The sequence below is a fragment of the Leptospira fainei serovar Hurstbridge str. BUT 6 genome, assembly GCF_000306235.2.
GTDB lineage: Bacteria > Spirochaetota > Leptospiria > Leptospirales > Leptospiraceae > Leptospira_B > Leptospira_B fainei.
Genome location: NZ_AKWZ02000010.1, coordinates 1,273,480 through 1,295,753, shown reverse-complemented (window position 1 = coordinate 1,295,753; position 22,274 = coordinate 1,273,480). Strand labels below are relative to the sequence as shown.

Annotated in this window: 20 protein-coding genes; 6 read left to right on the top strand and 14 right to left on the bottom strand. The window is 43.3% G+C overall.

Features of this window, described 5'->3' with window-relative positions; translation table 11 throughout:
- Nucleotides 1-2,238: a hypothetical protein gene (locus LEP1GSC058_RS15190; RefSeq protein ID WP_016550159.1), complete on the bottom strand. Its 2,238-nt coding sequence runs from the start codon at nt 2,236-2,238 to the stop codon at nt 1-3.
- Complete coding sequence (locus tag LEP1GSC058_RS15185) at nt 2,235-3,128, bottom strand: hypothetical protein (protein WP_016550170.1); 894 nt, start codon at nt 3,126-3,128, stop codon at nt 2,235-2,237. Before LEP1GSC058_RS15185 ends, LEP1GSC058_RS15190 begins: the two co-directional genes overlap by 4 nt.
- On the opposite strand from LEP1GSC058_RS15185, the gene LEP1GSC058_RS20540 reads away from it, so the two are divergent.
- Nucleotides 3,110-3,256: a hypothetical protein gene (locus LEP1GSC058_RS20540; protein ID WP_232224738.1), complete on the top strand. Its 147-nt coding sequence runs from the start codon at nt 3,110-3,112 to the stop codon at nt 3,254-3,256. The genes LEP1GSC058_RS15185 and LEP1GSC058_RS20540 overlap by 19 nt on opposite strands.
- Before the next feature lie 72 nt (nt 3,257-3,328).
- On the top strand, nt 3,329-4,291 hold the full coding sequence (locus LEP1GSC058_RS15180) for an alkaline phosphatase family protein (protein ID WP_039948428.1): 963 nt from the start codon (nt 3,329-3,331) through the stop codon (nt 4,289-4,291).
- A gap of 8 nt (nt 4,292-4,299) precedes the next feature.
- Here the strand turns inward: LEP1GSC058_RS15180 and LEP1GSC058_RS15175 are convergent, their stop codons facing one another.
- Both LEP1GSC058_RS15175 and LEP1GSC058_RS15170 read right to left on the bottom strand, forming a co-directional pair.
- Complete coding sequence (locus LEP1GSC058_RS15175; protein WP_016549763.1) at nt 4,300-5,451, bottom strand: tetratricopeptide repeat protein; 1,152 nt, start codon at nt 5,449-5,451, stop codon at nt 4,300-4,302.
- The gene (locus LEP1GSC058_RS15170; RefSeq protein ID WP_016549618.1) at nt 5,448-6,980 is read right to left on the bottom strand and encodes a tetratricopeptide repeat protein; all 1,533 of its coding nucleotides are present in this window, start codon (nt 6,978-6,980) and stop codon (nt 5,448-5,450) included. Before LEP1GSC058_RS15170 ends, LEP1GSC058_RS15175 begins: the two co-directional genes overlap by 4 nt.
- 199 nt (nt 6,981-7,179) lie before the next feature.
- Between LEP1GSC058_RS15170 and LEP1GSC058_RS15165 the strand changes: the two genes are divergently transcribed.
- Nucleotides 7,180-7,842 carry a class I SAM-dependent methyltransferase gene (locus LEP1GSC058_RS15165; RefSeq protein ID WP_016550946.1) on the top strand — a complete coding sequence of 221 codons (663 nt, stop codon included), beginning with the start codon at nt 7,180-7,182 and terminating at the stop codon, nt 7,840-7,842.
- 11 nt (nt 7,843-7,853) lie between these two features.
- Here the strand turns inward: LEP1GSC058_RS15165 and mtaB are convergent, their stop codons facing one another.
- From mtaB to LEP1GSC058_RS15130, 7 genes are all read right to left on the bottom strand, one after another.
- On the bottom strand, nt 7,854-9,170 hold the full coding sequence (gene mtaB / locus LEP1GSC058_RS15160; RefSeq protein WP_016550156.1) for a tRNA (N(6)-L-threonylcarbamoyladenosine(37)-C(2))-methylthiotransferase MtaB: 1,317 nt from the start codon (nt 9,168-9,170) through the stop codon (nt 7,854-7,856).
- Nucleotides 9,151-9,945 carry a tetratricopeptide repeat protein gene (locus LEP1GSC058_RS15155; protein ID WP_016549976.1) on the bottom strand — a complete coding sequence of 265 codons (795 nt, stop codon included), beginning with the start codon at nt 9,943-9,945 and terminating at the stop codon, nt 9,151-9,153. Before LEP1GSC058_RS15155 ends, mtaB begins: the two co-directional genes overlap by 20 nt.
- Before the next feature lie 37 nt (nt 9,946-9,982).
- Nucleotides 9,983-10,408 (bottom strand): hypothetical protein, encoded by a 426-nt coding sequence (locus LEP1GSC058_RS15150; protein WP_039948694.1) that lies wholly within the window; start codon nt 10,406-10,408, stop codon nt 9,983-9,985.
- A 74-nt stretch (nt 10,409-10,482) separates the two neighbouring features.
- Nucleotides 10,483-13,023 (bottom strand): ATP-dependent Clp protease ATP-binding subunit, encoded by a 2,541-nt coding sequence (locus tag LEP1GSC058_RS15145; RefSeq protein WP_016550397.1) that lies wholly within the window; start codon nt 13,021-13,023, stop codon nt 10,483-10,485.
- A gap of 100 nt (nt 13,024-13,123) precedes the next feature.
- Nucleotides 13,124-13,981 (bottom strand): hypothetical protein, encoded by an 858-nt coding sequence (locus LEP1GSC058_RS15140; RefSeq protein WP_016549438.1) that lies wholly within the window; start codon nt 13,979-13,981, stop codon nt 13,124-13,126.
- A gap of 11 nt (nt 13,982-13,992) precedes the next feature.
- Nucleotides 13,993-14,685: an ABC transporter ATP-binding protein gene (locus LEP1GSC058_RS15135; protein WP_016549812.1), complete on the bottom strand. Its 693-nt coding sequence runs from the start codon at nt 14,683-14,685 to the stop codon at nt 13,993-13,995.
- A gap of 1 nt (nt 14,686) precedes the next feature.
- The gene (locus tag LEP1GSC058_RS15130) at nt 14,687-16,069 is read right to left on the bottom strand and encodes an ABC transporter permease (protein ID WP_016549741.1); all 1,383 of its coding nucleotides are present in this window, start codon (nt 16,067-16,069) and stop codon (nt 14,687-14,689) included.
- Between the two features lie 135 nt (nt 16,070-16,204).
- Here LEP1GSC058_RS15130 and LEP1GSC058_RS15125 point away from each other — a divergent pair, with 135 nt between their 5' ends.
- A complete protein-coding gene (locus LEP1GSC058_RS15125) occupies nt 16,205-17,215 on the top strand; it encodes a hypothetical protein (RefSeq protein WP_039948691.1) in 1,011 nt (336 codons plus the stop codon).
- A gap of 27 nt (nt 17,216-17,242) precedes the next feature.
- Entirely contained in the window at nt 17,243-18,286 is a 1,044-nt protein-coding gene (locus LEP1GSC058_RS15120) for an LIC_10230 family protein (RefSeq protein ID WP_016551030.1), read from the top strand.
- Between the two features lie 281 nt (nt 18,287-18,567).
- Here the strand turns inward: LEP1GSC058_RS15120 and LEP1GSC058_RS15110 are convergent, their stop codons facing one another.
- From LEP1GSC058_RS15110 to LEP1GSC058_RS15100, 3 genes are read right to left on the bottom strand one after another with little or no spacing between them, the layout of a single operon-like run.
- Entirely contained in the window at nt 18,568-19,251 is a 684-nt protein-coding gene (locus tag LEP1GSC058_RS15110; RefSeq protein ID WP_016549354.1) for a toxin-antitoxin system YwqK family antitoxin, read from the bottom strand.
- The gene (locus LEP1GSC058_RS15105; RefSeq protein WP_016549523.1) at nt 19,252-19,944 is read right to left on the bottom strand and encodes a hypothetical protein; all 693 of its coding nucleotides are present in this window, start codon (nt 19,942-19,944) and stop codon (nt 19,252-19,254) included.
- Complete coding sequence (locus LEP1GSC058_RS15100) at nt 19,931-20,686, bottom strand: ParA family protein (protein WP_016550255.1); 756 nt, start codon at nt 20,684-20,686, stop codon at nt 19,931-19,933. Before LEP1GSC058_RS15100 ends, LEP1GSC058_RS15105 begins: the two co-directional genes overlap by 14 nt.
- A 120-nt stretch (nt 20,687-20,806) precedes the next feature.
- Here LEP1GSC058_RS15100 and gatB point away from each other — a divergent pair, with 120 nt between their 5' ends.
- Entirely contained in the window at nt 20,807-22,264 is a 1,458-nt protein-coding gene (gene gatB / locus LEP1GSC058_RS15095; RefSeq protein ID WP_016550640.1) for an Asp-tRNA(Asn)/Glu-tRNA(Gln) amidotransferase subunit GatB, read from the top strand.
- Nucleotides 22,265-22,274 lie beyond the last annotated feature (10 nt).

The window sequence follows — 22,274 nt, the reverse complement described above, 5'->3', positions numbered from 1 at the left end:
TTAAATGTAAGTATAAAGATTTTTACCGTTCTCCGGGTACGGCAAGTGAATGATTTCGAAAGGCTGATCGACCTTTTGTAGAATATCCTGCAGATCGTTATTCATGTTTTCTCTGGATAAAACGAATATCTCGCTCGCAGAAATTCCGAATGCATAGTCCTCCGCTCCTAACATAGGCTGGACCTCCTCGAGAATTCTCCTTCTCCAATCCTCGGTTACATCGTAATCTTGTTCGCCCTTTAATCGTATTTTAAATAAATTGCAACGACTTCTTTCACCGTGAGTTGCCCACCGTAAGAGTAAAAACTGAATTTGGACAAGATCCCGTTTGTCCTGTATAGCGTGCGACGCTTGTTCGATTTCAAGTTGAAGAAATGCATCCTCGACCGGATCTATGGATTTTTCCACAGAATCTCGAATTTGCTCGGTGAGATCCGCATTCGGTGGATCGGGGAACAATAAAAAGAACCTGAAATCCAAGCCGGATCTAAACAAGGGAAAGGAAATAATCCGAATTACGCCGTCTAAGTCCGCCGGATCAAATTTTTTAATGAAAAAATGATCGTTTCGTCTCTCTTCCGTTACATCGATAATGGATACTTCGTTGGTTTCCTGACCCAAAAATTGATCTCCATAAAGAAAGATCATATTTTGGCGAGTATACGGGTGCATTCCATACGTAACTGCCGGCTGATATGCTCCTCTCCTGCGATCATAAAAATGAATGCTAAACGACTTCACATGCAAAGATGAAAAAATCGTAAGATAGTACTTTAAAAGAGAAGACACGGAAGTATCCAAACCTTGATGAATCTCATCTAATACTTCAAGTATCTTGCGCTTTTCTCGAATAGGCTGTTGGTCCAGCCAAGTGCGGAATCGATCCGATAACGGCATTTCCTCGTTAGGATCGGTTTTACGGATTCCCCACCAAGCTCTTGCCCACAAGAAAAATCTAGATTTGTGCTGGGGAGCAATGCCTCTTGCAGCTTTTAGACCGACTTCCGCCAAACCGGTTACGCGCAAGGCCTTGGCTAAAAGACCCGTGTCTTTAGGCTTCTCTTCGATATCTACAGGCGCCGGAACTCCGGTCGATCTGACTTTATCGACCAATTTAGCTAGCTCGTCCGTAAAGATAGAATCGCGTTTTCTTTGAATCGATTCCGACAAATTCAAATCGGGCTCCGCAATCGTAACTGCGTCTCGAATCCCAACCGAGGAGCGCTCGTTTGTCGCAGAAACCGGTTTCGGATCCCGTAAAAACTTCGGAGTAAGAAAAGAATCTTCGGGAAGATCAAAGGGTAAAACATAGAAAGTTCCGCCGACGAGCGGTTTCGTTTCAAAAACGGGAGCGGCGGCTTGATTCGGCTCCGAAAGCTTTTTGGCCGCCTCGATTTTCTTCAAAGTTTCATCCTTGATTCTTTCGGCAAGGAGTTGGGTAAGCTGGGAAACATCGGCTCGTTTATGGGAGGATTTTATCGATCGTTTTCGTACGAATAAAATGGAAATATCCAGAAGAAATAATAACCCGAAGAAAAGCGGAAATAAAATAATAAATTCGGAATGTACTGCGGGAATAAGAAGAAAAAATCCTTGAATAAATCCCGATTTATCCTCGGGAAAATGAGCGTAGTAGGCTCTATATTCCCTATCTCCGATATCGATTGATTTATAATCGGAACCCTCTTCCTTTAAAGAATATAGAAGATCTTCGACAATTCTCCTTGGATCGGTTTTTTCGTTTTCGAAGACCCAATCCCGAAACGAACCTACTTTCAACTCGGGAACGAAATATTCTTTCTTACCGTCGAAATCGAAAAAAAACTTTTCTTTGTCTAATAAAGCCAATACTGCAATTTGTTTTTCGTATAAAGGAACAAAGAAAACAGGTTCGTTCCCCAACGGAAGCAACCGACTCGTATTTCCTTCCCAAGCTTGAACGAGTAATTGTTTTGAAATCTTCGAATCGAATTCCGGTGAAGAAACTGTCTTATCCGAAGCATCCCAAATAGCAAAACTTCTTACGGGAACGGGCGCACTTTTCGTATCGAGCAAACTGGGATCGGTAGAGCGAATTTGTTTTTCTAAATTAATTATGTTTTTATTAAAGAACGAAAATGCGGTTTCTAGCTTCGAGCGGTAAAATACACCGTCCGGAAAATAAGGTTCAAGCCAAAGTATCAAAAAAGAAAATAAAAATGCAAAGACAAGAAGGAAGCGTAATTTAGTTCCGATCATCGATTTCCATCCCGAACTTTAGAGAATAAGCCTAATAATTCCAACTTCAATTTCAACCAATCTTCCCGCTCGACGAATCTAGCTTCTGTCCTAATCGAATAGAATAAACTACTCGCTAATAAACCGCCGAACAAGACCAAAAAGGAAACGCCCAAAGCTGCCATCATCAATAACAATTCTCTAACTTGAGAATTTCTCGGAAAGCTGAGAAATAATTCCGTCGGTCCATCCACAATTTTTTCCCAAGTAGGCCGGTGGAAGAATTTCCTTTCTTTCGATGATTCGGATAATAGGGAGTACATTTCTAATCCGCCCTTTTTGGAATCGGATATGAATTTCGAACTCGGCCCGGTCGTCGGAAGCAACGGTGTATCCGGAGTTAAATTCGTCTCCAATACTTCCACCTCCTGACCTTTCCTTTGAAATACTATATATAAAAACCCTTGGTACGCTTCTCGCGGAAGATACGACTTGCGAATTCCAGCGGATGCAGCAATCACTCGATCGGCATCTTCTTTCGAAATTTGAAAGTAAAGCTTCCCTTCGGAATTTCTGTATAGTAGATCTCTCTGAGAATCTTCGGCCCAGTGTCCTGGTTCAATTTCCAATCCCCCTAAACGAAGATCGGGTTGAAATACTAGTTTCTCGGAATCGGAAGAATAAATGAGTCTATACGAACTTTCGTAGATTCTAACAAAGGTAAAATCTCCGGAAGAAAGCAGATCTTTTCCGAGTACTTTTGCCTGGCTTTCCAAGTTCGGATCATGGTATTTTCTGATTATATATTCGATTCTAAGACCCAAATCGTAATAAGTTTCGCCTTTGCGCGTTATTAGTTCTTTCGCAAATTTTCCTTTGCGAAAATGGGAAGATGGACTCAAGATCTGCACTGGAGCAAAGAAAACCGACTCTCTCCATGCCGACGGGAAAAAAGGGATGGAAAGAAGCAACGGGCATAGGAGGATCAGGGAAAGAATTCGGATCCGCCGACTACGAGAACGTGGGTTCACTTTTCTAGTATCGGCTGATTTACCCTTTCCAATCAGTCTAAATGTTAAGGATCTCCGCCTACCGAGCGGGTAAAAATAAGATGATTTTTTATGTATTTATTGATGGAATCGGCTTTGGCGAAAATGATCCTGAAAAAAACCCGTTTGCTCGATTCTCTACTGGAATATTTCTGCCGCTAGCCGGAAAGGAAATCCCTAAAGATTCTCCACCTCGTCTACACGACCTCGTTTATATTAAGACCGATGCGAGCATGGGTATCAAGGGATTACCCCAGAGCGCCACCGGTCAAACGTCTCTCTGGACGGGAATCAACGCATGTCAGGTTCTAAATCGACATATGAGCGGGTTTCCGACATTTACCTTAAAACGAATTATCGCAAAATATTCCATTGTTCGAGTATTGGAAGAACGAGGCTTTAAAGCCGATTTACTAAATTGTTATACGCCGGGTTTTTCGGATCACGTGAAAAAAAATCCGAGACAAGTCTCTGCATCCACATTGATTCAAATGGCCGGGAATAAGCCGCTGAAAGGAATGGAGGATCTTAGGGCCGGGAAAGGTCTTTATATGGATATTAGCAGGGAGTTCCTGCGAAAGTTCGGTCGAGATTATATCGAAAAGGGCGACCCTGTTTTGGAAAAGCAAGACCCTTACGAAACCGGGAAAGCGATTGTTCCGGCAGTAAAGGATTACACGCTTTGTATATACGAATATTTTTTGACCGATAAGGTTGGACATAAAATGAATTGGAGCGGGGCGGATCGTTGTATTGAAGATCTGGAAGGATTTTTACTCGGTGTAATCGAAGCAATGAACCCGGATGAAGATCAGCTAATCGTCACTTCGGATCACGGAAACTTAGAAGATTTAACCGTCGACGTGCATACCACAAACCTAGTTCCGACGATTCTTTTCGGTAAATATACCGAAAGAATGAAAGATAAGATTGAATCCCTGAAAGACATTCCTCATGCGATTTATGATTGCTTAGGATTCAAAATACAAATGTCGGAAGAAGAATTCATCCAAACTGCAAGTTAAATGCGAATCTAGTATTTCCAGTCGTCCGCGTCCGACGAACTATCTTTGGACGGTTTTGCTTTCGCCTTATCTCCGTCTTGATAATTCAGATTGTCTTCGATCTGATCCAACGATTCTTTTTTCCAAGCGGCAGCTTTACGACCAAGGGCGTTATCGTGGTTTCTATCGTTAGCTTCCTGGAAGGAAGATGCGGCCTTTTCGTAATTTCCACTTCTAAAATAAATGGTCCCTTTGCGAAAAAGAGCCGCTTGATCCATAGCGGAATCGGCATTTTCTAAAATCTTATTTAAATACTGTAGGGCCGAATCCGGTTTCCCGATCGAATCGTAGCTTTCTGCGATGAAATACCATGCTTGTTCTCTGGCTCTTTCGCTTACGCCGAGATCCAGCGCTTTCTTAAAGGACTCGATAGCCCCGTAATATTGCTTTCTAAAATATAACTGTCTGCCTTTCTCCAGAAGCCCAGAGCGAAATTCCGAATCCACCGAAATTTTATCTCGATCAAAATAGGCGTCCGCTTGCACGTAATCCTCGTACACGTCGTACGCGGACCAATCTTTACCCATTTTTCGTAATGATTTTCCCCATCGAACTCTCGCCTTTACGTTTTCAGGATCCTCTTGTAATGCCAAGACGTAGTTCTTTCGCGATTGGTCGTAATTCCCCTTCTTCATATAATAGTCTGCAATAGCCGACAATGCGTTTGAGCGAAGTTTATTATCATTCGAGGTTCTAAGTACCTCTTCCAAATGTCCTTTACCCTCTTCGTCTCGATTAAGCATTAACAGCAAATTACCCAGACCGTATGCGACCTTGGCGCGTTCTTCCCGAGAAAGTCCGTCCTTTTGATTCAATTCTCGGTAAATACCGAGAGCGAGCATCTTATCGTTACTCTTTTCAAGAGCCTTTCCAAGATCGTATTTGATCCGAAACGCAAGTTGTGGGGCAACTTCCTTAGCGGATAATTCCGAAAATATGTCCAAAGCTTTTTCGGCAGATTTGGGATTGGAATGCTTTAGGAATTCCTCTCCTTCTCGAATTTTTTCAAGGACTCCCCGATTGTTTCCCTCGTTATCCTGAATAACGGCGGTATAAATTCCGGTTAAAACACCTGCACAAATAAATAAAAAACCAGTTACTAGTATAATGGAACGGTTCAATGCCTTCCTCCGCTAATCTTAGCCAGACAATGTTTTGTCCAAAATTCGGTTCGATCCGGATTATATGATTTTACTTCTTTTTGCACGAAGTATCTTAGCGCTTTTCTATAATCCCCGTTTCGATAATAAGAAAGCCCCGTAAAGAATTTCGCCTTTCCTCTTACGTCTTGATTATCGGTTTGTTCAAACGGGGCGAGCTGGCGAATCGCCTCCGAATAGTCGTTTTTCCAATACGTAGATTTTAGAATTTTATTTAATTCTTCATCCGAAGCAACGATCTTATTTTCATCTTTCGAGATTGTGGGTTGGTTTTCTTTCGGAGATTCGTCCTGCACGGTATTCGAGTTAGCAGAACCCTCGATTGCAACGTAAGACTGATCTTGTGAAAGAGTAAAATCTTCCTTGTCGCCGCGCCTAACCGTAACTCCGAAGTAAATCGTACTCTTAGACGGCTTCATTCTAACCATCACATTCGTTTCAGGATGGTTCACCTCGCCTAACTTGCGAATATTGCCGCCTAAAAAGGTGGCAACTCCTCCGGAAAGCGGCTTAGTCCCTTGGTAAATGGAGTAAACGGTATTCTCGTCAGGATTTTCAGGAGCCTTCCAATCCAGACGAATTCCCACATCCACCGGCGTGGAGTTCAGGTCCTTTACGTGCATTTCCTCAAAGGAATATTCAGATTTGGTAATATTATCTTCGTTGGGCTGTTTTCGCTTATCTTGATCATAAACGTAAAATTGTCGGATGAAAGATTGATTTTGGATTAAAGGTATGACTTCCTTCAATCCTTGTTTAACGGTTACGCCGTAATAAATCGTCTGAGACTTGTTTAAGTCCTGATCCAGAAACGAGTTTTCGGGATGAGAAACTTCCGCAAGCTTTTCAGCCTTACGCATCAGGCTCAAACTGGAAAGCGGCTCCGCCGATCTATAGATGGAATAAATCGTTTCTCCCGCGACACCCAACCTATAGGGTTCCCAAGAAACACGAAGATACTTTCCTTCTCTTTTGACTGCGATGTCGGTCACTCTCGCATCATCGGAGAGTACCTTCTTTTTTTCATCTTCAGGATTGGAATTGGAAGTCGGCGGACTGGAAGATTGCTCGATGACTATCGGGATAGTAGTGAAATTTCGATTCGGTACTAGTTTTAAATCCTTCTTTCGAACATGGTGGGAAAGAACCACGGCGTAGTAGTACGTTCCAGGTCGAAGATTATAATCATATATTTGATTTACCCCGTTGGCAATCCCGCTCGGGAATTTTCCTAACGAGTCCGAGATATAGCATTTTTCCGGAGTATCGATGACACTTGGATTCCTTGCGATGATAATTTCTCCTGTTTCCCGAGGCGGTTCCCAAGTAATTCTAACGGACTTTCCATCCTTAAGGACTTCCACGTTAATCGATCCGGCCACCCCGAATAGCTCCGTATCGGCGCGTAACAGTTCCTGCTGTTGAGCGTCCGCTAGACCAGCAACCGCGAGCAGACAAAGAAAAAATAGAATCCGTACACGGGTCTTCATTTGGGAATAGGGTTCCGTATATACATATCGGAACTAAGAAACCGTTTTTTTACTTCGGTTTTTCATAGAATAGGAGGAAAATAAAAATAAAGGGATGTCTTTCGATTGTAAAGGGTATTTCCGTAAAAAAGGAACCGTTCCGCGATTCCGATTGACGGTAGCTCTCGATAATCAGACATAATACCGAATTTTAGAAACGATGAGCGACCTAGAATATTACTACGATTTAGATTATCAGAATTTCCTTCTTTCGAGCAAACGTAGGGACGTAACCCCGCCGGAAGTGGTTTTTAAGCATTTTCCGTTGAAAGACGTTATGAATTTGGTGGATTTCGGTATGGGGTTAGGTTTCTGGACCGAATACCTATTAAAAATGATCCACAAAGAAGGATGGATTTGGGGAGCAGAATGTAATCAGGACCTCTTAGATGAAGTTCTTCATTGGAAAAATCGTGAAGAAATCAATCGTCTTACTCCGTTTTATATGGAAAAAGCGGATCGTCCGCTTCTTCCGGAATGGATTCCCGTCCCGGAAGTAGTCTTTGCTTCCCTAGTTCTATCGACGTTCCCGGATCCAGGACAGGCTATGGACGGACTTATTCGATCGATGAGGAAAGGTGGAAAACTTATCGTTCTGGATTGGGTTAAAAATGAATTCGCGATCGGCCCGAAGATCAACGACAAGATTTCTTTGGATAAAATGAAATTTCTTGCCGAGCAGTATAAACTGGACGTGATAAAAAGCGTCCGAATCAGCGAGAACGTTTACGGGTTAGAAATACAGGCAGGATCCGATTTCGAGTACGGTTACTACGACTTGAAAGAGGAAGAAATGTATTCGGAAGAATTGATCCGATCCTAGAAAAAGAAAAATTAACCTACGGCCGCCAAAATTCGACCGGACACCTTTCCTTCCTTATCTGTGGTCGGTAAATATTCGCCGATCTCAACGGTTAGAAACTGTCCGGGACTTAAAGCCGGAAGGTCCTTAGACGGTAAAGTTACTTTCAAATAATTATCCGTAACAGCAACTCCGTCTTTTTCTAGAATCGCTTCTCTATGCCGACCCAATTGCGAAACCGCATAGGAAGAATGCAAATCTTGAGAAAGCGACATGAGTGAATGGACTCTTTCCTTCTTTCCTTCTTTGGTTACCGTTTCCGGATATTCTTCTGCGGTAGTATTTCGGCGGACGGAGAAAGGAAACGCGTGAATCTTAGCAAATTCCAAATCCTTAAGAACGTTCATCGAATCAAGAAAATCGGATTCCGTCTCGCCGGGAAATCCTACTATTACGTCGGTCCCCAAAAAAAGGTCGGGTATTTTAGATTTAACTAATTCGATTCGTTTCCGAAAGGTTTCAGGAGTGTAGCTCCGTCTCATTTTTTTCAGAATTTGTTTGCTTCCACTTTGTAAAGGAACGTGCAAAAAAGGACAAAATCTCGGATGACTTAACAATTCCGCTAACTCGATTCCGACATCCGGCGGCTCGATGGAAGATAAGCGAAGACGCGAATATTCCAATTTATTTAAAATCGATTCCAGTAGCTTCGGAAATGCCTTCCTTCCGTCCTGGTTCCTATACCACCCCAAATTAACTCCGGTAAGCATTATCTCGCCAACGCCGCTATCTTGCAAAAAAGAAACCTGATCAAGGATGTCTTTCCATTCACGACTGACGCCCTTTCCTCGCGCTTGGGGAATCTTACAATAAGAACAAGTCCTATCACACCCGTCCTGGATTTTTAAATAGGCCCTAGTATGGCCGTTCGGCAAAACGTCGGAATACGAAAATCGATCCGTTTGAACCGATTGGTTAGAAATAGTAGCTCCTTCTCTTTCCAATATCATTAAAGGAAGACGGGATTTATCCTCGTTGCCGACGACACCTGCAATCCCAGGAATAGCTTCGATCGATTGACGATCCGTTTGCGCATAGCAACCGGTGACCCAAACTTGGGCTCCGGGATATCGCTTTACTGCGTTTCGAATAATGTTTCGGTTCCTGGAATCCGCCTTGTTCGTGACGGTGCATGTATTTACTACTACCACGTCCGGAATTTCATCTTCGACGGCGGTTCTATACCCGTGACGACTTAAAGAGGAGAAGATGCCGTCCGATTCAAAAAAATTAAGTCTGCATCCTAACGTGTGAAAAAGGACTTTCTTTTCAGCCTTGTGAGAGGGCATTAATTCTCGCCTCGATTCTTTGTAGATTTCCCCGAAACTTTTCATCTTCCGGTTTTATCTTTAATGCCGCTTCGATTTGTTCTTTTGCACTCTTCAGTTGATCTAATGCTTTCTTCAAATTCCCGCGCTTTGCTTCCTGATTTCCGCCTTTTTCATACACCAAGGCTAGATTATTCAAGACATTAGGATTATTCGGAACAAGAGATTGCGCCCACTTCAAGCTGACCTCGGCCTTTTCCGCGCTTCCCAAATAATAGTAAACTTGAGCCTCTAAAACTAGAGGGTGGTAATCGTTCGGATCTTCCGATTTTAATTTTTCGATTACGTGCAAAGCTTCGCGAGCTTTTCCATTGTACAAAAGTGCAGTCGCAAAAAGTAATCTAACTTCCCGATTCTTAGGGTAGATCTCGTAAGATCTGGAGATAATTTCCAAAGCGTCATCGTTTCGACCGACTTGAAGAAGGTACCGAGCAAAATCGGCGCTGACCGCAGGGTCACCCGGTTTCAATTTTAACGCTTCGGACCAATGAGTTCCTGCGGATTTCATCCTGCCCGCTTTATAGTGGCAGAATGCGGCCAAATAATGCGTCTCGTAACTACGCTTTCCTTGCTCGTGCAGCGCTTTAATAATTTCGAGCGCCTTTTCCGAGTTTCCGCTTTGGAATTCGGCTAATGCTTTCGAATAATCCGCTTGTTCCTGCCCGAATATATCCCCGGCGAATACGATCGGCAGCATTGCCAATAAAAGGATGGTAATATTTTTTTTCGCAGCCATCTCTATCTCTCTTTCCAGCTCAATACGGAGAATCTCCTTAAGTGGGAACTCCCATGGACTTTGCATTCAGACAGTCTATCAGGGAATGAAAGGGTTCCACCGGGTCGATGAAGACAATAATGCTCGGATATCTCGTAGAGAGAAAATGTTCGATCTTTTCTTCGGAAATGATCGAAATTTCCCCCACTTCTAAAACCGGCAATCCGTCCGGATTCCGATAAACTTCATATTCCTCGTTATCGAGAAAGTCCGTAAGAAGTATATATCCGGATCCGTAATAGACCCCACCCTGAAAGTAGTATTTGTAAAGGACGCGTACCTCGGGAAGAAATAAATCTGGCTGAAAAACGCAGAGAGAAATTTTTTCAATTCCCGCGACAGTCCGTATCTTTCTAAGATGAAACCAAACTTTTCGAACGAGCAAGTAAGACAGTACGAAGATGACTGGGATCAGGTACGGCATAGGTTTCCCTCTGTCCTTATAGTCCTTTTCCCCGTCGGGAGCGGTTGCCCAAAGGGCAACCGTCAATTCACTCTCTAAACGAGAGCTGGTTCTTCCGATCTTTCGGGGTTATTAGGGGAATTATCCCCGCCCGAGCCTTGGTCCGCCGGTTTATAGTCGATCCAAGGTTCTTCGACAAAGTCCAACTTTCCTTCTTTGAACGAAACAGTGATCTTAGTAGGTTCTTTATATGAACCTTTGAGAGTTTGGACGGCCATATAATCCTCCAAATCTCGTTGGAACACTCTCCGCAATGGACGGGCTCCGAATTTTTCATCGTATCCGATATCCATAAAGTGGTCTTTCGCCTCTTGAGTAAGCTCGATTTTGATTTTCTTATCCAAGAGACGTTTGTTCGTATCTCCGGCCATGATATCCATGATCTTCATGAGATCCTCCTTCTTAAGAGGACGGAAATAAACGACTTCGTCTACCCGGTTCAGGAACTCGGGGTTAAAGTGCTTCTTAAGCTGTTCCCTAGCTTGATCGGATTTATATTTATCCTCTTCGCCGGAACGATCTTCAAACCCAAGACGAACGCTACTTGAAATTTCCTTAGCCCCGATATTCGAGGTCATGATGATAATCGTATCTCGGAAATTCACTTTGCGACCCTTGGTATCCGTTAAGTTTCCTTCCTCCATTACTTGAAGAAGAATATTAAAGATATCATGATGAGCTTTTTCTATCTCATCCAAAAGAATAATCGAATACGGTTTTTTACGTACGAATTCGGTCAACTGGCCCCCGTCATCGTAACCTACGTAACCTGGAGGAGCTCCGATCAAACGGCTGACCGCATGCGGTTCCATATACTCGGACATATCCACCCGAAGCATAGCGTCCTGATCTCCGAACAAAAAGTCCGCCAGAGCTTTTGCCAACTCGGTTTTTCCCACACCCGTCGGGCCTAGGAAAATGAAAGATCCGGTCGGTCGGCGCTCGGCTTTAAATCCCGTACGGGCTCTCCTGACGGCTTTTGCTATTTTTTCAATCGCATCGTCTTGGCCGACCACGCGAAGTTTCAGTTCGTCTTCCAGCCGCAGTAATCTTTCGGATTCGCTTTCTTCCATTCTTTGGAGAGGAATACCGGTCCACTGCGAAACTACGGAGAGAATATCATCTTCGTCGATGGAGACTGCAAAGTCGTCCATCTTCTCTTGCCATGCCCGGATTTTCTCTTCCAATAATTGTTTTTTGCGATTTACTTCATCGCGAACGCCGGCTGCTTTCTCGTATTCTTGGGCACGAACCAAATCTTCCTTCTTTTGAGAAAGAGATTTGATTTCTTCTTCCAAGTCTTTGATTGCTTGCGGTCTTGCGCAGTTCGCTAAGCGAGCTTTTGCACCGGCTTCATCGATGATATCGATCGCTTTATCAGGAAGATATCTGTCATTGATATACCGATGAGAAAGTTTAACGGATTGCTCTAATGCGCGATCCGAATATCTGACTTTATGGTGAGCTTCGTATGCTTTCTTCAATCCTGTCAGGATTAAAATGGCATCATCGACCGAAGGTTCGGCGACTTTTACCACTTGAAAGCGTCTTTCCAAAGCGGAGTCTCGCTCGATGTATTTTCTATATTCGGTACTTGTCGTGGCACCGATGCATTGCAATTCACCCCGAGCCAACGCCGGTTTCAGAATGTTCGCAGCATCAACCGCACCTTCAGCGGCTCCGGCGCCGATCAAAGTATGCAACTCATCGATAAAGATAATGATATTATTAGAGGAAGAGATCTCTTTCATGATCTTTTTCAATCTCTCTTCGAATTCACCACGATACTTGGTCCCTGCGATTAGACTAGCGAGATCCAACGAAAGAACTCTCTTATCGAAGAGTAGATCAGGAACGTTCTTCTCCACGATAGCAAGCGCTAGGCCCTCTACGATAGCGGTTTTTCCGACTCCGGATTCTCCCACTAATACCGGGTTGTTTTTAGTTTTCCTAGAGAGAATTTGAATCACTCGTTGAATTTCGTTTGCACGACCAACGACAGGATCCAATTTTTTATCCCTAGCGAGTTGCGTTAGGTCTCTTGCGAACTCATCCAGAATCGGAGTTTTGGTTTTTTCCGCCCGAGGCGTACCCGGTTGAGCGGAAGGTTGACTGGAGACGCCTACCGTACTCGTAGGAGGAGCTCCTAGTAATCGTAGAATTTCTCCCTTGATTACGTTATAGTTAACGCTGAAGGAATATAAAGCCCCGCCGGCAATATTATTATTATCACGCAACAAAGCTAAAAGAATATGCTCGGTCCCGACATAGTTATGTTTCAGACGTTTCGCTTCTTCTTTAGAAAGCTCTATGATTTTTTGGTATCGATCTTGACCTTGCGCCATATCCATGAGCAGAGTCGCAGAACTTTCTCGCGTGCGCCTCTCCACTTCCTTACGGAGCTCGTTCAGATTGATATTCAGGTTGTTTAGGATTTTGATCGCAACCGAATCCTCTTCCTTAAGCAATCCTAATAGAATATGCTCGGGGCCGATAAATTCGCTGCCGAGACGTTTAGCCTCGTCTTGAGCGATCTCGTTTATTACTCGTTTGGCTCTTTTTGTAAATTCTAACATAATTGCGGCCTTCCCCAGGGATTCTATAAATTAGACTGGTTTCGCATCAAATTTCCTACGGGAGTCTTTTTCCCTATAAGAAACATATCGGATTGGTCGTTTAAAAAGGATTACGGGGCAACGAAGCTTTTCCTGCTTCTTTTCCTAATATTACTAGTAAGGCTAAATATGAAACTAAATTGAAAAAGGAATTTTTTCGTTTCAACCCGAAATTTTTCCGGAAAATGATCAATCTATCCTGTAGGTCTTCCCGATAAAACCCCCAATCCGTCGGTAATCGGAAACCCTCCAATGCTCCCGTTTGCGTAAACAAATCGGGCAAGGCGATGGAAAGTTTGTCCCCCTCTCCGGCATTTGTGGGGCAAGAAGTTAGAAATCCTATTCCATCCTTATAGTCGAACCGTTCCGAATCCCAAAATGCTTTTAAAAAAGGCGAGTCGAGAACCGATGCTAGATCGTAAAGAGAATCGGTTACGTATTCCCAGCGAAGGTGATCCTCGTCTCCCATGAGTAAAGTCCCGCCATTCCAGGAAATTCTCACACATTTTGTATTGTCAGACCTATTTTTTACGGCCTGTGTTTCAGAAAAAAAATCGAGATTCGCTGGGTTTTGAATATTTTGGGAAGAAAACCATTCCTTTAAAAATACGACAGGGAGAATTTTAGATCGAAAGGGGTATATGGACCGCTTTGGATTTCTCGCAACACGAAACCGATAAGAAAACGGAAGAGAATAAGCGTCTATTTTTTTCATCTTCTCCGGAAAAGGGGAAGCATTGAATTGAAACCACTCTTCGCGTAGCGGGAATCCTACCGGAGGTTCCCAGTCGGACGCGCTTTGGCGAGGAATGAAAGTCGAATATTCGTCACCAATAACGGAAATGCAATTCGAGCAACCGATTCTACCGCGATCTTTCCAATCCGAATAGGATATACCGCAATAGATACAATCTTTCATAAAACGCCGTTTTAGACCGTCTGAGGAATATGAGCCGGGTGCAGCTTTCCTTGATAAATTTGATTTCGTTTATGCGCGAGTGCCGCGAGTTCCATATCGTGCGTGACTAAAATCAATCCGAATCTTAAATCCTTCTGTAGTTCCTGAATCAGACCCATTAAATTTCGTGAGTTTTCCCTATCTAGATTTCCGGTAGGTTCGTCCGCTAGAATCAATCTTTTTCCCGCAACGAGAGCCCTTGCAACCCCTACACGAGCGCTTTCTCCGCCGGAAAGTTGGGAAGGAAAACTCTCATATCTTTCTTTCAATCCGACCTTATCTAACATTGCCATAGCATCTTCCTGCGCCTTAGTCGGGGATACTCCGCGAATTAACAGAGGAATCGCAACGTTTTCCAACGCGGAAAAATCGGGCAAAAGAAGATGATGCTGAAAAATAAACGCGATCTTCTCCGCTCGAAACGCTTCCTTCCCTTTTTCATCCAGGTTACCGAGAGAAGTTCCGCAAACCTCGACTTCGCCGGAATCGAATCCATCCATTGCTCCGAGAATATTCAGTAAAGTCGATTTACCGATTCCTGACTTCCCTTCGATGGAAAAAATCTGACCTTCTTCCACATCCATGTCCAGCCGATCCAAAATGGTGAATTCCTTTTCCAACACATGGTATGTTTTGACTAGATTTCTGATTTTAATAAGACTCAAGTTAGTCGTTCCTTATCGTGTCCACTGGATTCAAACTAGCGGCCCACCGAGCCGGGAAGTATCCTGCAATTCCGGATAAAATCGTAGCGGCAGTCGTAACCATAAAAATGAAAGCAATGTCGATATCGACTGGTATTTTGTCGAAATAATAGATTCGTTTCGGCACTAACTCCACGGGACTCCACTCGGCTCCGAATAAAACCGATATATCGGGCCCTAGCATATTCATGATTTCCTCGATTCCATTAATAATGTTTTCCAAAGAATTTGCCAGAAAGATACCGGTTACTCCGCCGATCAAGGATGCCAAAATACCGACCAGCATTGCGTTCAAGGTAAAAATCAATAGTATATCCGAAGAAGGCAGTCCTAACGCCTTTAAAACGCCTATTGATTTTCGTTTAGCACGGACTAAGGAATAGACGGACGCGACCATTCCCAACGCCGCAAGGATGATAAATAAGAAAACGATAATCGAGATAATCGTTTTTTCCAATTTGAGAGCGGCAAGAAAGTTCTCCTGCTCCTCCGCGATTGTCCTTACCGATAATGACGAGGAAACCTCCACTTCTCTTTCAAAGTCAGGTTCCGAAAACAAGCGTAAAAGCTTACGCTTGCAATAACTTAAGTCGTCGAGCGACTTTACTTTTAACGTTATTTGGTTAACCGAATTGCGTAATTTAAAAAACTTTTGGGCGATCGGCAGCGCCATATAGACATATCGGGAATCGAATTGATAATTACCTGTTTTAAAAAAACCTGAAACGCGAAAGTTTTCGACGCTGACTTCCACGCCTTTCCCCAGAGAAAACCTGCCTCCGGGGACTGCGAGAGTCAGTTGTCTTCCTAAGGAAAAATTGTACAGGCCTTCCATTTCCTTTCCGATGACGATGTAATTTTCCTTATTCATTTGAGCCAATTCATCCCGATTGTAATGAACCACTCTCGGAAAATTAGGTAGTCTGGTCAAAAGCAGGTCGTCAACGTTCGATACCGGAACCGCTCGGATAATGACCGGATAAAAAGTGTTATAGTTCTGAATCAATCCGTGACTTTGAATTCCACCTTCTACGGAAACGATTCTTTGTTTCAATTCGGGAGTCTTTTCTATCCAGGAAATAATTTTTTCGTAGTCGGTAATTTCACCCGCTCCGGAATTACTCTCGATCGTAATGTGCGACCCGCCTTGCCATAAAGATTCTTTTACTTGTCTCTGGAATCCGTTGAAGATGGAAAGAACGACTATTAAAAGTGAAACCCCCACTGCCATTACCACGAAAGAAACTCTGGATTTTAAGGACAATAAACCGGCGGCACGAGAACCTCGAATGTATCGAGAAGTAAGTAAAAGGACCAGTGGAGTTCGAGAAAAGAGGAAGTTCATGATTAAAGCAGGCAAAATTCCCTATAATGGCGAAATTGCTTAGTTTGACAATTCTACGATTCCGAAGCAGGATGTCAAAATAAAGTCGACTCCGTCTTGGTAATCGGAGACAGTTCGATTTCATTCGAAAGATATATGGCCTCCAACCAAGTTTACTCCTTCTTTTTTCAATCTCGGGATACTTCATCTTCTTTGTACGTATTATTCGGCGGTATTGTCGACCCAGTAAGCAGCCATATCGATCGACTTGACGTAGTGGCTGTCGGAAACAGCGAACTGATTAATGTTCCACTTTCGGGAGCAACTTTCAAAGATATTTCTAATATCTGTCAAAAGATAAAATACGAAGGAAAACAACTTAAAAATCTAACGAATAAGCTCGGTGAACTCTTTCAATCTTCCGGTAGATCGGACGATTTTATGGAGCAATTACTCCATTATATGAACAAAAGGGAAGATGAGAAAATCAGATACCTGATTAATCAGGTCGCGAATCAGGCAATCGGTAATTCAAAACCCGATATTACTCTTTGGTATTCACTCATCGACCGGGACAAAATCGACGATACAAGTATGAATCGTCAGTCTATGGAGAATTTAGATTCGACTGATGAGGAGGGACCTCCTTCTTTAGACGAATCTACCGCACCGGGACCGGGTACTGTGGTTGCAACCGGAATCGACGCGTCCATTCCGCAGAATGCAACAAGGATTCAGTTCAAATTCATTCTTTCTCCTGTTTCCGGAATTCCGGTAAATCAATTAAAACCGGGAGATCAAATTATAGTTCAATTAAACCCGGGTGACCCGACTACTTTAGGCGTAATCGATACCATGAAATTAAAAATGGAAGACGGATCGATTCGCCCTGTGCCGGCCACGATCGTTGCGACTGAAAATAAGGGAACCGAAAGCGAAACCGTAATCAGAATCGGAGTCGATGTTTTCGGGAAAATTTACGAAGAAGAAAATAGTATAAAAGTAAGACCGTACACAGGCGAAAAGGCGCCGGCAAAAAAAGGCGCCGCTTCTCACGATACTTCTTCCAGCATCGAAGCCGGAGAATCAAGTCTACTATTAACGGTGCTAATCGCTTTAGGCGTTGTCGGAATCGGAATGGTTGCCGTTTTTGTATTTTTATTCTGAGCTACCTTTTTAAAAAAGAATAATCTGATGAAAAAATTTTCCCGTCTCCATCTTGCCTATATAATTCCCTTCATCCTGCTATTTGTCTGCCTTTTTCAGCTTTTCCTACAACCGACATTTCTTGATGCGAACGATACGACGACGATGGAAGCTATGTTAGACGGGACAGGTAGAGAACCAATGTCAGGTTTCTATTTTCAAGGCGGCGCAATTTCCCAAATGCTTTTAACTCAAAAGATTTTGGCGGAATTAGGTGATAGCGGAATTCCGACCGATTCTCAACCTGAAGATACGATAGATAGAATGGGAAGGATCTTATTAGGTCAAAGGATTCAGATCTTCTTTTATTGTTTTTTAGGATTGTTATCCATTTCCTCGTTCGTTTCCCTTCGATACAAAACCTTTTTCTATACGTTCATGAATCGAATACTATATGTGTTCGGCATTATTTATGCGTTTTCAATTCTGCCGACATTGATCGGAGCAGCGGTAAGAACTGCGGGAACGAATTTTTGGGGCGTCCCGGCTATTCTATTAACGCTAGGATGGATCGTATTCCTGATCTATATGACTCTGACGGTAGACCAAGTATTCTCGAATGCCGAGGCCGACCGTTTTTCTTCTCTAAGAAATTTGAAAGAAGACGAGGCCGAGTTCCGAACCGGCAGTAAAGCGGAAAGCGAAACATTCGTAAATTCGATCCTTCATTTTTTAGGAATTATCGTTTTGGGAACAATTGTAGGAAATCTTGTTTATATTCCTCTGTTCCTTTTACAACGAAACTATGCGAGTCAATTCGGAGTCCTTCTCCTAATCGCGCTTTTGGTACTTTCAGGATTTTATATCCGAAATTACCTCCGGCTCGGTAAGAGCGGGGATTTGGGTAAATTTCAAAACCTCGCCATCGGAATTAGTTATCTGCAACTACGTTTTGTGCGTAATATTCTCTTCGGAACTTTCGGTCTTATTTTAGTCGTGCTCTTTATCGTGTTTATCTTTTCGCTTTTGATTATGAATATCGGAATTTTAGAAAATTTGTTTCCAGCCATCGATGGCGGACAAAATCTCTAATGTATACCTCCCGAAAAAGTATACAGTAAAAAGATGAAACGAACATAAAACGAGAAATGTCTTTTTGTTCAAACCTTTACGAAACGAAAAATAAATTCCGAAATGAGTGATGATCAGACTGATCAGCAGAGCTTCGCTTCCGCGATGCGTAATTGTCAGATAAAAACTTAGGTAGACTGTCAGGATAAAGAAAGACCAACCTGCTATTTTCTCCCAGTGGAAAGATTGTCTAAGCATTTCAGAATTTCCGAATTAATTAAGCGAAATGCAGACGATACGATTTAACCGCAGGATGCGCCTTTAGAATCGACTTCACAGATCTTTTTCCCTTGAGGAGAATAGAGGGACCGGGAAAGAAAATTTCCATCATTATCGAAAACTTCCACAGCTTCTTTCGTTCGATTCGGAAAGTAATAGAACCAAGTTCTAACTTTTTTTCCTTTCGCATAATAACCGGAATATTCCAGTTCTCCGTCTTTAAAAAACTTCTGCCAAAGCTCGGATTTTTGGCCTTCTTTATAAAATCCCTGCAGTTCCAAAGTGCCATCCGAGTAATATCTAAGATACGGACCGTCCTCGTTTCCTTCTTCTCCCAACCATATAGAATCGGAACGACGGGGAAGAGTTCCGAATTTCTGTTTTACGTAAATCTTACCGTCGGGAAAATACCAGACCCAATCCCCGACTTTCGCCCCGTGTACATACCGCCCTTCCGAAGCAGTTCGGTCCTCCGATCTTGCGTAAGTTCTGCAAAAACCGTGAAACTGCTTAGCTTCGTCGATCGAACAATCGGAATATAATTTTCCATTTTCATAATATAATCTTTGCCGAGTCGGCTCATCCAGATAATAGACGTTTCGAGCCTTATCATATTTTGCCCCGATAGGAATTCCTTCCGGCCGAGTAGATTCGCTGCAGGAAACCGTAATGAGGATTAGGATTGCTATCGAGTAGATGCGATTCATTCAGTCGATTGTGAATTTTTTTGTAACAAGAATCTCTTCGTCTTCGTCTTTCACTTCGACTTCATAGGAACCTTCGTCGTCGAAGAAAGAATCGTCGTAATAGGTTTGGAATTTCTCGATTCTTTTCTTGAATTCCTTTTCCTGAACGCTTATCTCGGCGCGGTTGTCATCCAATTTGTAAATCGTTAGCTTTACTTTCTTCGGGGAAAACCATCCTCCGCGTTTATAATAGATAAAGAAATCTTGTCCGTGGGCAAAATGGTATTCCTTCTCGGAACTCCTTCCGGCAACCTTGTCCGGAGTCATTTTATCGACATCCATATAGATCTCGTGCTTTGCGGGCCAAAGCCACCAAACCAGAAGAACGACAAAGACGATCCCTAAAATCCGAAGCCATTTTTTATTCCCGTTTGATTCCAAAGACGGGGCCTGCGTGTATTCGTCGATCCTCATACCGTTGTTTATCCTGAAGCGGGTGTCCTTTTTGGGCAATTGTTTTTCCCGTCTATCTCCCTGGTCCGATTCAGGGACGGGATCGGTTTTCTCGTTTAATTCTCCCGAATCCCGATGCTCTTGGTCAGGAGCGGCTCGTTTGATCGGAGCAGTTTCTCCGCCTAAAGTTTTTCTAACTGCGTCTCCTGCCGCTTTTCGCAATAGATCTTTCTTCGAATCGGACTTTTTAGCCAAGAGCATATACCTCGTCCGTAAATCGGACATATTCTTTTGCGGCCTTATTTTTAGATTGATACTCGTAAAGTGTCCGATTTAGAAGATGCGCTTCTTCTACAGCAACGGACGGTGGAATCTTTGCTTCGAATAAACGAAGATGTTCTTCGATCATCGGAACTACAGTCTGAGACATCGTAGTTCTAGACTGGTACAGAGTTAAAAGAGCGCCCAAAATTTGGAGAGAAGGATTGTATCTTTTTACCGTTGCGGATTTGGCTTCGAGAATCGCTTCGATTCCATCCAACGAAAATTTCGATACTTGGAGCGGGACGATTAATCCGGTTGCGGCAACAAATGCGTTCATCGTGATTAATGATAAACTAGGAGGGCAATCGATGACTACGCGATCGAAATCGTTTCGAGCCGTTTCCAATCCTTCTTTTAAAGCAAAGAATCCGTCGAGCTTACCGGCAAGTAAAACGTCTACTTGCGACAATTTTGCCGACGCAGATAAAAGACTGAGTCCAGGAATCCGAGTGGGCAGATATAATTCCTTTACTGGAGCAGAATCGCTGAAGATCAAGAATGCGTCCTTGCCCGATTCCGGTTGAACTTCCGGAAAAACGGAGGTCGCATTGTTTTGAGCGTCTAAGTCCAACAGTAGGACTTTTTCACCTTTTAAAGCGAGGCCGGCGGCCAGATGGACTGCCGTAGTGGTTTTACCGACGCCGCCTTTTTGGTTAGCTATACAAAGGACCTGCTTCACTTAAAAAATCCGTTGCCTGCTCGCATCCTATTCACAGAATAACTCCATACGCCCTCAATAGACTCGGGACAAGGAAAAAACCCGGACAAGCTGAGTGCGGTGAAAAAAAGGAGAACCTACGTGCAATACGAAGTAGTGATCGGTCTAGAAGTCCACGCACAACTCAATACGGAATCCAAAGTTTTCTCCACTAGCCCTACAAAATTCGGTGCCCCACCTAATTCGCAAGTCTCGGCCGTTTGCCTCGGTTTACCGGGATCGCTTCCCGTGCTAAACGAAGAAGCTTTAAATAAAGCGATCATGGCCGGCTTAGCCTTCGGTTCGGACATTACTCTCCATACTAAATTTGATCGAAAGAATTATTTTTATCCGGATTTGCCGAAAGGATACCAAATATCTCAATTTGACCGGCCCATTTGTCAAGGCGGGGGAGTTTCCTTTACTGTCAAAGGCGAAGAAAAACCTAAATATATTCATCTCACTCGAATCCATATAGAAGAAGACGCGGGGAAACTGATTCATTCTGCAGATCAAAATGTTCATCAATCTTACGTCGATTTGAACCGCGCCGGAACGCCTTTGATAGAAATAGTTTCCGAGCCGGAGCTCCGTTCTTCGGATGAAGCATATTATTACCTTCTTTCTCTTAAATCCATTCTTAGATATATTCGAGTTTCGGACTGTAATATGGAAGAAGGGTCCCTCCGGTGTGACGCTAACGTCTCTGTTCGCCCGATAGGTTCGGATAAATTCGGAACGCGGGTGGAAATCAAGAATCTAAACTCGTTTAAAGCAGTCAAGGCGGCGATCGACTATGAAGTCGAATGGCAGACCGAAATGCTCTCCCAGGGAAAAACATTTCAACAACAAACCAAACTTTGGGATTCTGCGGCCAATGTCACCGTTACGATGAGAACGAAAGAAATGAGCCACGATTATAGATACTTTCCCGATCCCGATCTTCCTTCCGTAATACTGACCAAGGAAACCGTGGAAAATATCCGCAAGACATTACCTGAATTGCCGGACGCAAGAAGAAGTCGATTTATCGAAAAGCTCGGACTCCCTAAATATGACGCCGAAGTGCTTACCGCGGAAAGAGAAATCGCGGATTATTATGAAGAAGCTTTGCAAGTTTCCGGCGATCCAAAGCGCACCTCTAATTGGGTAAAAGACGAAGTTCTTGGAATCGTGAATAAGGAAAGCATTACAATTTCCGAATTTAACGTCGGACCGAAGCGGATCGGGCAATTGGTTAAATTAATCGCTGACGGTAAGATTTCCGGGAAAATCGGAAAAACAGTCTTTGAGGAAATGCTTTCGAGCGAGAAGGATCCGGAAATAATCGTCACCGAAAAGAATCTTATCGTAGTACGCGACGATAAGGAGATAGAGAAAATCGTGGACGAAGCGATTGCCGCTAATGAGGATGCAGTGCAGAAATATAAATCCGGCAAGGATAGAGCTCTAGGAGCGATCGTTGGTTATATAATGAAAGTTTCCAAAGGGAAAGCGGATCCGAATCTAGTGAATCAAATGCTTTTAGAAAAGTTAGGGCCGCTTCCTCCCAAAGGCTGAATATTAAGAT

What these genes read in the sequence shown, in the direction of transcription:
- LEP1GSC058_RS15130 (WP_016549741.1), bottom strand. Translation starts at nt 16,069, where the DNA reads ATGAACTTCCTCTTTTCTCGAACTCCACTGGTCCTTTTACTTACTTCT.
- LEP1GSC058_RS15180 (WP_039948428.1), top strand. Translation starts at nt 3,329, where the DNA reads ATGATTTTTTATGTATTTATTGATGGAATCGGCTTTGGCGAAAATGAT.
- LEP1GSC058_RS15125 (WP_039948691.1), top strand. Translation starts at nt 16,205, where the DNA reads ATGGCCTCCAACCAAGTTTACTCCTTCTTTTTTCAATCTCGGGATACT.
- LEP1GSC058_RS15190 (WP_016550159.1), bottom strand. Translation starts at nt 2,238, where the DNA reads ATGATCGGAACTAAATTACGCTTCCTTCTTGTCTTTGCATTTTTATTT.
- LEP1GSC058_RS15150 (WP_039948694.1), bottom strand. Translation starts at nt 10,408, where the DNA reads ATGCCGTACCTGATCCCAGTCATCTTCGTACTGTCTTACTTGCTCGTT.
- LEP1GSC058_RS15105 (WP_016549523.1), bottom strand. Translation starts at nt 19,944, where the DNA reads ATGCTCTTGGCTAAAAAGTCCGATTCGAAGAAAGATCTATTGCGAAAA.
- mtaB (WP_016550156.1), bottom strand. Translation starts at nt 9,170, where the DNA reads ATGCCCTCTCACAAGGCTGAAAAGAAAGTCCTTTTTCACACGTTAGGA.
- LEP1GSC058_RS15145 (WP_016550397.1), bottom strand. Translation starts at nt 13,023, where the DNA reads ATGTTAGAATTTACAAAAAGAGCCAAACGAGTAATAAACGAGATCGCT.
- LEP1GSC058_RS15110 (WP_016549354.1), bottom strand. Translation starts at nt 19,251, where the DNA reads ATGAATCGCATCTACTCGATAGCAATCCTAATCCTCATTACGGTTTCC.
- LEP1GSC058_RS15140 (WP_016549438.1), bottom strand. Translation starts at nt 13,981, where the DNA reads ATGAAAGATTGTATCTATTGCGGTATATCCTATTCGGATTGGAAAGAT.
- LEP1GSC058_RS15170 (WP_016549618.1), bottom strand. Translation starts at nt 6,980, where the DNA reads ATGAAGACCCGTGTACGGATTCTATTTTTTCTTTGTCTGCTCGCGGTT.
- LEP1GSC058_RS15165 (WP_016550946.1), top strand. Translation starts at nt 7,180, where the DNA reads ATGAGCGACCTAGAATATTACTACGATTTAGATTATCAGAATTTCCTT.
- LEP1GSC058_RS20540 (WP_232224738.1), top strand. Translation starts at nt 3,110, where the DNA reads ATGGACTCAAGATCTGCACTGGAGCAAAGAAAACCGACTCTCTCCATG.
- LEP1GSC058_RS15120 (WP_016551030.1), top strand. Translation starts at nt 17,243, where the DNA reads ATGAAAAAATTTTCCCGTCTCCATCTTGCCTATATAATTCCCTTCATC.
- LEP1GSC058_RS15155 (WP_016549976.1), bottom strand. Translation starts at nt 9,945, where the DNA reads ATGGCTGCGAAAAAAAATATTACCATCCTTTTATTGGCAATGCTGCCG.